This window comes from Achromobacter deleyi, assembly GCF_016127315.1.
Taxonomy (GTDB): domain Bacteria; phylum Pseudomonadota; class Gammaproteobacteria; order Burkholderiales; family Burkholderiaceae_B; genus Achromobacter; species Achromobacter insuavis_A.
The window spans coordinates 972171-981727 of record NZ_CP065997.1; the positions used below are offsets into that span (position 1 = coordinate 972171).

Consider the following 9557-nt stretch of genomic DNA (forward strand, 5'->3'; position numbering starts at 1 on the left):
CGCGCGCCGCCCGGCCGGTCCGCCGCCGGCGCGCGCCGATGCGTTTTCACCCCTGCCGCCCCCTCGGGCCGACAAAAAACGACAACGGTTTGGCGCATAATTGCCGCCATGATTCCGGTATCTCTTCCTGGCGGTAATTACTACGTGCTGATGGCCGTCTCGCTGGCCTGCCTGTCGACGCTGCTGACTTGGCTGGCCGTCCTGGCCACCAGCCGCGGCGCCCGGCTGTGGCTGGGCGACCATCGCCGCCGCGGCACCCTCCTGATGGCGCTGCTGGCCCTGGTCGGCGGCATCTTTCCCTACCAGCAGCTGAGCCAATGGCTGGTCGCCCAGCGCGACGCCCGCCTGGGCGCCAGCCTCGACCGGGTGCTGGACCAGCCCACCCGGCTGGCCGGGGTCGACATGCCGGCCGGCACGGTGCTGCGCCTGACCGCCGCTGGCGATCCGGCCTCGTTCGACCGCGCCACCTTCCCGGAGGGCCATCCGGCCACCGTGCAGGGCATCAGCGCCACCCGCCTGTTCCATTACCCGGCCAACAGCCGGCAGCCCGAGACGCTGTCGGCCGAGATCGCCCGCGACCAGGCCCTGGACGGCTGGCTCTGCGCCCACGGCCACCGGGTCGAATTCGTCATGCTGGGCGGCCAGCCGCGCTTTGCCAGCTGCCACCTGGCGATCGGCAACACCCTCAATCAGCAGCCCATCCCGCCCGGCGCCTGGCTCAAGGTCGACGACGCGGCCCGCGCTGGCGCTCCCGACCCGGCCAGCCCGGCGCCGCGCTGGCTGCTGCGCGCCGAGGGCAGCGAGCCGCTGTCCGTGGACGGCCTGCCGTTGCTGAAAGTGGACATGACGCTGGACGCCCAGCGCCGCCTGCTGGCGTTCGAGGGCCTGCTGGGGCGCGAAAGCGCCTTCGGCGGCATCACCTATCCCACCGGCACCCGCATGCTGACGGCCGGACCGCGCGTGCCCGGCATGCAGCCCGGCGACCTGCTGTTCTCGCCCTCGCGCGGCCGCTCGGCGCGGCAGGCCGACGGCAAGGAAGTCGCCGCCGGCATGTCGGTGCTGCAGGCGCCCGACGGCACCGTGCGCCGCGTGCTGTCCAACCGCGAGGCCGGCGTGCTGGACGTGGCGGCCATGCGGACCGCTCCCTGACAACCGGCTTTCAGGCCGGCGCCGCCGGCTGTCGCAAAGCAGTGGGATAATACGAAGCTTTCCCCCGCGCGCCGCCTTGCCCTGGCGGCGATTCCGTCCTGCTCATTCATGAGACGAAGTCATGGCCGTTAACCTGCAGATCCCCTCCGAGTCCGAAATTTTCCCTGTTGCCGGCGTTGAAATCGGCGTCACCGAGGCCGGCATCCGCAAAGCCAACCGACGCGACCTGACGGTATTGCGCCTGGCCGAAGGCAGCAGCGTGGCCGGCGTGTTCACCCGCAACCGCTTCTGCGCCGCGCCGGTGCAGGTCTGCCAGGCTCATCTGGCCGACGGTGGCCCGATCCGCGCGCTGGTCATCAACACCGGCAACGCCAACGCCGGCACCGGCGCCGAGGGCCTGAAGAAGGCCCAGGACACCTGCGCCGAGCTCGGCCGCCTGCTGGGCGTGCCCGCCGCGCAGGTGCTGCCGTTCTCGACCGGCGTGATCCTGGAGCCGCTGCCGCTGGACCGCCTGTTCGCCGGCCTGCCGGGCGCCATCGCCAACCTCGGCGCCGACCACTGGTCCAGCGCCGCGCACGGCATCATGACCACCGACACGCTGCCCAAGATCTCGTCGCGCCGCGTCCAGATCGGCGGCAAGACCGTCACCTTCACCGGCATCAGCAAGGGCGCCGGCATGATCCGCCCCAACATGGCGACCATGCTAAGCTTCCTGGCCACCGACGCCGGCATCGCCCAGCCGCTCTTGCGCAAGCTGGCGGTCGAAATCGCCGACGCCTCGTTCAACCGCATCACCGTGGATGGCGACACCTCCACCAATGACTCGTTCATCATCGTCGCCACCGGCAAGTCGGGCGTCGAGGTCAACGCCGAATCGGACGCCGCCTACGCCGCCGTGCGCGAGGCCCTGACCGCCGCCGCGCTGGAACTGGCGCAGAAGATCGTGCGCGACGCCGAAGGCGCCACCAAGTTCATGACCATCCGCGTGGAAGAAGCCGGCACCACCGAGGAAGCCCTCAAGGTGGCCTACGCCGTGGCCCACTCGCCGCTGGTCAAGACCGCCTTCTTCGCCTCGGACCCCAACCTGGGCCGCATCCTGGCCGCCGTCGGCTACGCCGGCATCGACGACCTGGACGTGTCGAACATCCGCCTGTGGCTCGACGACGTGCTGGTGGCCAAGGACGGCGGCCGCAATCCGGCCTACCAGGAAGCCGACGGCCAGCGCGTCATGAAGCAGGCCGAGATCACCGTGCGCATCGCGCTGGGCCGCGGCCAGGTCAACGACACCGTCTACACCTGCGATTTCTCGCACGAGTACGTGTCGATCAACGCCGATTACCGTTCCTGATCAAGACCCGCCATCCGCCCGGCTGACCCCGGGCGCGGGACGCTGGCGCGCCATGGCGCGCCGGGCCCCGCGGGATGGCGGCAGCAATGAAATCCAGTGGCTGCGCCTTACCCATCGCCGGTCACTGCCCCCGGGGCATCCGTGGCATCACCGCGGTCCCCGGCAGGTGACAACCGTTGAGCGGCGCGCGTCCCCATGACGCCTAGCGGCGGGATACGCGCCCTCTTCTTCCGACGATGCCCGCGAATGCGACGCGGGCCCGGTGCCGGGCCCGCCCGTTCGCTCTTCCAGGATCACACCGTGACCGCGACCGAATTCACCACCCTCATCCAGCGCGCCGAGCGCGTCCTGGCCCAGCTTGAAGCCTGGCTGCCGCCCGCCCCTCCCGACATCGACTGGAACGCCCATGCGTTCCGCTGGCGCAAGCGCGGTTCGCGCGGCTGGCTCGACGCCGTGCGCCACGTGGCCCGCATCGAGCTCGAGGACTTGCAGCACATCGAACGCCAGAAAGGCATCATCGAGCGCAACACGCAGCAGTTCATCGACAAGAAGCCCGCCAACAACGTCCTCATGACCGGCGCCCGCGGCACCGGCAAGAGCTCGCTGGTCAAGGCCATGCTGGCCGCCCACGGCGACCGCGGCCTGCGCCTGATCGAAGTCGACAAGTCCGACCTGGGCGACCTGGCCGACATCGTCGAACTGGTGGCCGCGCGCCCCGAACGCTTCATCGTGTTCTGCGACGACCTGTCGTTCGAGGAAGGCGAGGCCGGCTACAAGGCGCTCAAGTCCGTGCTGGACGGCTCGGTCGCGGCCTCGGGCGACAACGTGCTGATCTACGCTACCTCCAACCGGCGCCACCTGATGCCGGAGTACATGAGCGAGAACCTGCAGGCCAAGCACCAGCCCGACGGCGAGATCCACCCCGGCGAAACCGTCGAGGAAAAGATCTCACTGTCCGAGCGCTTCGGCCTGTGGCTGTCGTTCTATCCCTTCAAGCAGGACGACTACCTCGACATCGTCTACCACTGGCTGCGCGAGCTGGGCTGCCCGGAAGACCAGATCGAGCCGTCGCGCACCGAGGCGCTGCAGTGGACGATCGAGCGCGGTTCGCGCTCGGGGCGCGTCGCTTACCAATTCGCCCGTGACTGGGCCGCCCGCCATGTCTGACAAGATCATCGATGTCGCCGCCGGCCTGATCCTGCGTCCGGACGGCATGCTGTTGCTGGGCCAGCGTCCCGAAGGCAAGCCCTGGTCGGGCTGGTGGGAGCTGCCCGGCGGCAAGCTCGAACCCGGCGAGACCGTGCTGCAGGCGCTGGCGCGCGAGCTGCAGGAAGAGATCGGCATCCGCGTGACGCAGTCGCGGCCGTGGGTGACCTACGTGCACGCCTACCCCCACACCACGGTGCGCCTGGCGTTCTGCCACGTCACCGGCTGGGAAGGCGAGCCGCGCAGCCTGGAGAACCAGCGCCTGGAATGGGTCGACCCGGCCAACGCCGCCTCGGTCGGCGACCTGCTGCCGGCCACCCTGCCGCCGCTGCGCTGGCTGCAGCTGCCGACCGCCTACGGCATCAGTTCCATCGGCTCGCGCGCCGGCCTGTCGGCGTTCCTGGGGCGGCTGGACGCGGCGCTGGCGCGCGGCGTCAGGCTGGTGCAACTGCGTGAACCGCAGTGGCCCGACGGCCCGGCCTCGGCCTCGCTGCACGAGGCGCTGCAGCAGATCGTCAAGCGCTGCCACGCCGCCGGCGCGCGGGTGCTGGTCAACAGCGCCCATCCGGCCGCCTGGTGGCGCGAGGCCGACGGCGTGCACCTGCGCGGCGCCGACGCCGCGCGCCTGGCCGCCCGCCCCGAATTGCCGGCGGGCGCATTGGTGGGCGTCTCGGCGCACGACAACGCCCAGGTGGTGCATGCGCGCGAACTGGGCGCGGACTTCGCCGTGCTCGGCCCGGTGCTGGACACCCCCAGCCACCCCGGCGCGCCGACGTTGGGCTGGGACGGCTTCGTCGAAGGCAACCGCGATGCCGGCATTCCGGTGTTCGCGCTGGGCGGGCAATCCACCCAGACCGTCTCGCAGGCCCTGCGCCATGGCGCGCACGGCATCGCCGGCATCCGCGGCCTGATCTGACGCCACGGACGCGGAACCGGCCGACCCGCGCGGTCGCGCCGGCCCGCCGCGCCACGCCCTCTCCTTCCCGCCTAGGGAAACTCCCCCCTTGCCGCGCCGGGCGCCCGCGCCCTATCTTGACCATCATTGTGACCACATAGTCACATCAAGGGATGCCATCGGGCCGGCGCATTGCCGCGCGGCCCCGCCTCCCCGCCGCCGCCTTCACACGAGGAAGCCCGCATGCCCCACTTCGATGGCCGCCCAGGCACCGCCGACGCGCTACGGCCGTCTACCCGGACGGGGAAGTCTGGCAAGATGACACTCCCTCCTCACCAAGAAGGAACCGGCCAATGTCCCGACGTGAGAATACCGAGCGCCAGATCCTGCGGGCCCTCGAAGACCAGATCAAGGAAACCGGCATGGGAGGCGTAGGCATCAACGCCATCGCCAAGCGCGCCGGCGTCAGCAAGGAACTCATCTACCGCTATTTCGACGGCATGCCCGGCCTGATGCTGGCCTGGATGCAGGAACAGGATTTCTGGACCCGCAATCCCGACCTGCTGGCGGCCGACGAATCCAGCCAGCGCAGTCCCGGCGACCTGGTGCTGTCGATGCTGCGCGCGCAGATCGACGCCCTGTCCGGCAACGAGACGCTGCGCGAAGTGCGGCGCTGGGAACTGATCGAACGCAACGAGGTGTCCGCCCCGCTGGCCGACCGCCGCGAGCGCGCCGCGCGCGGTTTCATCGACCGCGTCGACGGCCTGACCCCCGAGATGGACGTGCCCGCCGTCGTCAGCGTGATGCTGGCGGGCGTGCTGTACCTGATGCTGCGCGCCAAGACCGAAAGCCATTTCCTCGGCGTGCCGCTGCGCACGCCGGAAGGTTGGGCGCGCATCAACGACGCGCTGGAGCACCTGGTGAAACAGGGTTTCCCGGACGCGCTCAACCAGCAATCCCTGGCCCATCTGGAGGCGCGCCGCAAGAAAGCGCGGCCGCCCGCCGACCCCGAACCCTGATCCCCTCCCATGCCCGCGCAACCCGATCCGCAGGAATACGACCTCATCATCACCGGCGGCCTGATCGCCGACGGCCTGGGCGCGCCCGCCCGCCGCGCCGACCTGGCCATCTCCGGCCAGCGCATCGCGGCCATCGGCGACGGCGCGGCCTGGCATGCCCGGCATCGCATCGACGCCAGCGGCAAGGTGGTGGCGCCGGGCTTCATCGACTGCCATACCCATGACGACCGCGCGCTGCTGGCCGCGCCACTGATGCGGCCCAAGGTCAGCCAGGGCGTCACCACGGTGGTGACCGGCAACTGCGGCATCAGCCTGGCGCCGGTGCACGCGCCCGGCGACACCGTGCCGCCGCCGCTGAACCTGCTGGCGCAGCACACCGGCGAGCTGTATGCGCGCATGCAGGACTACGCCGCCGCGCTCGAAGCCAGCCCGGCCGCGGTCAACAGCCTGGCGCTGGTGGGCCATTCGAGCCTGCGGGTGTCGGCGATGGACCGCCTCGACCGGCCCGCCGACAAGAAGGAAATCGCGGTCATGCGCCACGCGCTCGACCAGGCCATGGCGGCCGGCGCCGCGGGCCTCTCGACCGGCCTGTACTACCCCACCGCCATGCACGCCAGCACCGAAGAGGTGATCGGCGTGGCCGAGCCGCTGTCGTCGTGGCAGGGCCTCTACACCACCCACCTGCGTGACGAGGCCGACCACGTCTGCGACGCCATGGAAGAAGCCTTCCTGATCGGCCGCGCCGCCGACGTGCCGGCGATCCTGTCGCACCACAAGGTCACCGGCAAGCACAACCATGGCCGCACCGCCGAAACGCTGGCGCTGTTCGACCGCGCCCGCGCCGACCAGCCGCTGGGCATGGACGTCTATCCCTACGCCGCCTCGTCCACCATTCTGGAGCCGCGCCGCGTGCCGGCCGGCGAAAGGATCATCGTCACCTGGTCGCAGACCCGCCCCGAGATCCAGGGCGTGGACCTGCGCGAACTGGCGGCGCGCGAGGGCAAGGACCCGCAGCGCCTGGCCGAGGAACTGTCGCCCGGCGGCGCCATCTATTTCTCGATGGACGAAGACGACGTCAAGCGCGTCATCGGCCACGGCAGCGTGATGATCGGCTCCGACGGCCTGCCGCACGACCAGCGGCCGCATCCGCGCCTGTGGGGCGCGTTCTCGCGGGTGCTGGGGCGCTACGTGCGCGAGATGCGCGTGCTCGGCATGGAAGAGGCGATCCGCCGCATGACCAGCCTGACCGCGGCCCAGTTCGGCCTGCGCGACCGCGGCGTGCTGCGCGCCGGCTGCTATGCCGACGTGGTGGTGTTCGACCCGACCGCGGTGGCCGACCTGGCCACCTTCGCCGAACCGCTGCAGCCGTCCGCCGGCATCCAGGCGGTGCTGGTCAACGGCGAGCTGGTGGAGGCGCATGGCGTGGCCACCGGCGCCCGCCCCGGCCGCCTGCTACGTGGCGCCGAGCGCGCCGCGCCCGGTTTCGAAACGCCGGCCTGGGCCGCCTGAATCCCCGTCACCCGGCGCCGTCCCGCGGGCGGCGCCCCGCTCCCGGAGCATCATGCACACAATCGTCATCGGCGCGGGCGTGGTCGGCATGGCCACCGCCTACTATCTGCATCGCGAAGGCCACCGCGTCAGCGTGGTGGAGGCCGGCCCCGGCCCGGGCCTGGCCACCAGCCGCGCCAACGGCGCCCAGCTCAGCTACAGCTTCGTCGCGCCGCTGGCCGACCCCGCGGTGCTGCCCAAGCTGCCCGCATGGCTGCTGGGGCGCGACACGCCGCTGCGCTGGCGGCCCAGGCTGGACCCGGCGCAATGGCGCTGGTGCCTGGACTTCCTGCAGGCCTGCACCCGCGGCCGCAGCCGCGCCACCACCCGTGAACTGCTGGCGCTGGGGCTGTACAGCCGCCATTGCATGCACCAACTGGTCGGCCACGAGCGGCCGGCGTTCGACTTCAGTTCGGACGGCAAGCTGCTGGTCTACCAGGACGCGGCGGCCTATGGCCGGGCGCTGGCGCAGATGGACTACCAGGCCTCGCTGGGTTGCGAGCAACGCGCCCTGGACCGCCAGGCCTGCCTGGCGCTGGAGCCGGCGCTGGCCGACATCGGCGCCAGCATCGCCGGCGCCATCCACACGCCGACCGAGGACGCCGGCGACTGCCTGCGCCTGTGCACGGAGCTGGAGCGCATCCTGCGGGCCGCGCCCGGCGCGGTGCGATTCCATTTCGACACGCCGGTATCGGCGCTGCGCACCGAGGGCGGCCGCATCGTGGCGCTGGCCACGCCCGCTGGCGACCTGCAGGCCGACCAGTACGTGCTGGCCGGCGGCATCGGCGCGCAGGCGCTGGCGCGCCGCATCGGGCTCGACCTGCGCATCTATCCGCTCAAGGGCTACAGCCTGACCTACGACCTGACGCCCGACAGCATCGCGCCGCGCGCCAGCATCAGCGACATCGGCCGCAAGGTGGTCTATGCGCGGCTGGGCCAGCGCCTGCGGGTGGCGGGCATGGTCGACATCGGCGCCGCCGACGGCGCCATCGACCCGCGCCGCACGCGCAGCCTGGAGCGCGACGTGGCGCGCCTGTTTCCGCGCCTGAACGCGGCCGGCGCGCCACAGCCCTGGGCCGGCCTGCGGCCGGCGCGTCCCGACGGCAAACCGTTGATCGGCGCCACGCCGTGGCGCAACCTGTGGCTCAACGCCGGCCATGGCGGCCTGGGCTTCACGCTGGCCGCGGGCAGCGCGCGCATGCTGGTCGACCTGATGCGCGGGCAGCGTCCCGCCGTGGAAGCGGCGGGCTTCGCGTTCGCCGCCTGAGGGCGCGGCGCCGAGCCGCGCACGGGTTTCAGCGACGGTCGGTCGCGCGCCCCCTGTGTCATTCCGCCTTGATACCGCGGCTCTGGATCAGCTTGCCCCACTTGTCGCGCTCCTTCACCTCGAAGGCGGCCAGGTCGGCGCCGAACAGGTTGCCGGGCGTGGCGCCGCCCTGCGCCAGCGACTGCCGCAGGGCCGGCGATTGCAGCGCCTGCTTCATCGCCGCGATCAGCTTGTCCACCACCGGCGCGGGCGTGCCGCGCGGCGCATACAGGCCGGACCAGGCCGTCACCTCGAAACCCGGCAAACCGGCCTCGGCCATGGTCGGCAGGTCCGGCGCGGCCGGACTGCGCTCGGCCGACGTGACGGCGATGCCACGCAGCCGGTCGCCGGCCTTGAGCGCCGCCATCGAGCTCGGCAGGTTGTCCATCAGGATGTCGACCTGCCCGCCGATCACCGCGGGGATCGCGGCCGACGAGCCCTTGAACGGCACGTGCAGCATCCGCAGGCCCGCCATCGACTCGAAGTAGGCGCCGGTCAGGTGCACCGACGAGCCGATGCCGGGCGAGGCATAGGAATACTTCCCCGGGTCCTTCTTCACCGCCTGCATGACGTCCTGCAGCGTGCGCCATGGCGAACCGGCCGCCACCGCCATCACGTTCGGCGTGGACGCGATCATGCCCAGCGGCACCAGGTCGGTGGCGGGATTGAAGCCGATGTTCTTGTAGAGGAACTGGTTGACGCTCTGCGTGCCCACCGAACCCAGCACGATGGTGTAGCCGTCGGGCTGGGCGCGCGCGGCCGCCGCCACGCCCAGGTTGCCGGCGGCGCCCGGTTTGTTCTCGACCACGATGGACTGGCCCAGCGCCGGCCGCATGTGTTCGGCGATGGTGCGCGCGAAAATGTCGGTGGTGCCGCCCGGCGGGAACGGCACGATCAGCGTGATGGGACGTTCCGGCCACGCGGCGCCGGCCGCCGGGGCGGTCAACGCCGCCGCCAGCGCAATGCCGCCCGCCAGGGTCGCGACGGCGCCCTTTCCTGCACGAAAAAACCTGCCCATCCTCTTTCCCCTTCGTCAGAAGTGTTCGATTGATCAAACGGAATCCGGTGCATCGGTGCTTCGCGATT

General features: G+C 71.4%; 8 protein-coding genes. 7 read left to right on the forward strand and 1 reads right to left on the reverse strand.

Annotation, left to right across the window (positions count from 1 at the left end; all coding sequences use genetic code 11):
* The first annotated feature begins 108 nt into the window (after positions 1–108).
* From I6I07_RS04350 to I6I07_RS04380, 7 genes are all read left to right on the forward strand, one after another.
* Entirely contained in the window at positions 109–1149 is a 1041-nt protein-coding gene (locus I6I07_RS04350) for a hypothetical protein (RefSeq protein WP_198485762.1), read from the forward strand.
* A gap of 121 nt (positions 1150–1270) precedes the next feature.
* Entirely contained in the window at positions 1271–2497 is a 1227-nt protein-coding gene (gene argJ, locus I6I07_RS04355; RefSeq protein WP_198485763.1) for a bifunctional glutamate N-acetyltransferase/amino-acid acetyltransferase ArgJ, read from the forward strand.
* Between the two features lie 300 nt (positions 2498–2797).
* A complete protein-coding gene (locus I6I07_RS04360; RefSeq protein WP_198485764.1) occupies positions 2798–3664 on the forward strand; it encodes an ATP-binding protein in 867 nt (288 codons plus the stop codon).
* Positions 3657–4619 carry a Nudix family hydrolase gene (locus tag I6I07_RS04365; protein WP_198485765.1) on the forward strand — a complete coding sequence of 321 codons (963 nt, stop codon included), beginning with the start codon at positions 3657–3659 and terminating at the stop codon, positions 4617–4619. Before I6I07_RS04360 ends, I6I07_RS04365 begins: the two co-directional genes overlap by 8 nt.
* A 332-nt stretch (positions 4620–4951) precedes the next feature.
* Positions 4952–5617 (forward strand): TetR/AcrR family transcriptional regulator, encoded by a 666-nt coding sequence (locus tag I6I07_RS04370; protein ID WP_198485766.1) that lies wholly within the window; start codon positions 4952–4954, stop codon positions 5615–5617.
* A gap of 9 nt (positions 5618–5626) precedes the next feature.
* Positions 5627–7126 (forward strand): N-acyl-D-amino-acid deacylase family protein, encoded by a 1500-nt coding sequence (locus tag I6I07_RS04375; RefSeq protein WP_198485767.1) that lies wholly within the window; start codon positions 5627–5629, stop codon positions 7124–7126.
* Between the two features lie 52 nt (positions 7127–7178).
* A complete protein-coding gene (locus I6I07_RS04380) occupies positions 7179–8432 on the forward strand; it encodes a D-amino acid dehydrogenase (RefSeq protein WP_116522054.1) in 1254 nt (417 codons plus the stop codon).
* 58 nt (positions 8433–8490) lie between these two features.
* On the opposite strand, the gene I6I07_RS04385 is transcribed toward I6I07_RS04380, so the two are convergent.
* Positions 8491–9489 (reverse strand): Bug family tripartite tricarboxylate transporter substrate binding protein, encoded by a 999-nt coding sequence (locus I6I07_RS04385; RefSeq protein WP_198485768.1) that lies wholly within the window; start codon positions 9487–9489, stop codon positions 8491–8493.
* Positions 9490–9557: the final 68 nt, after the last annotated feature.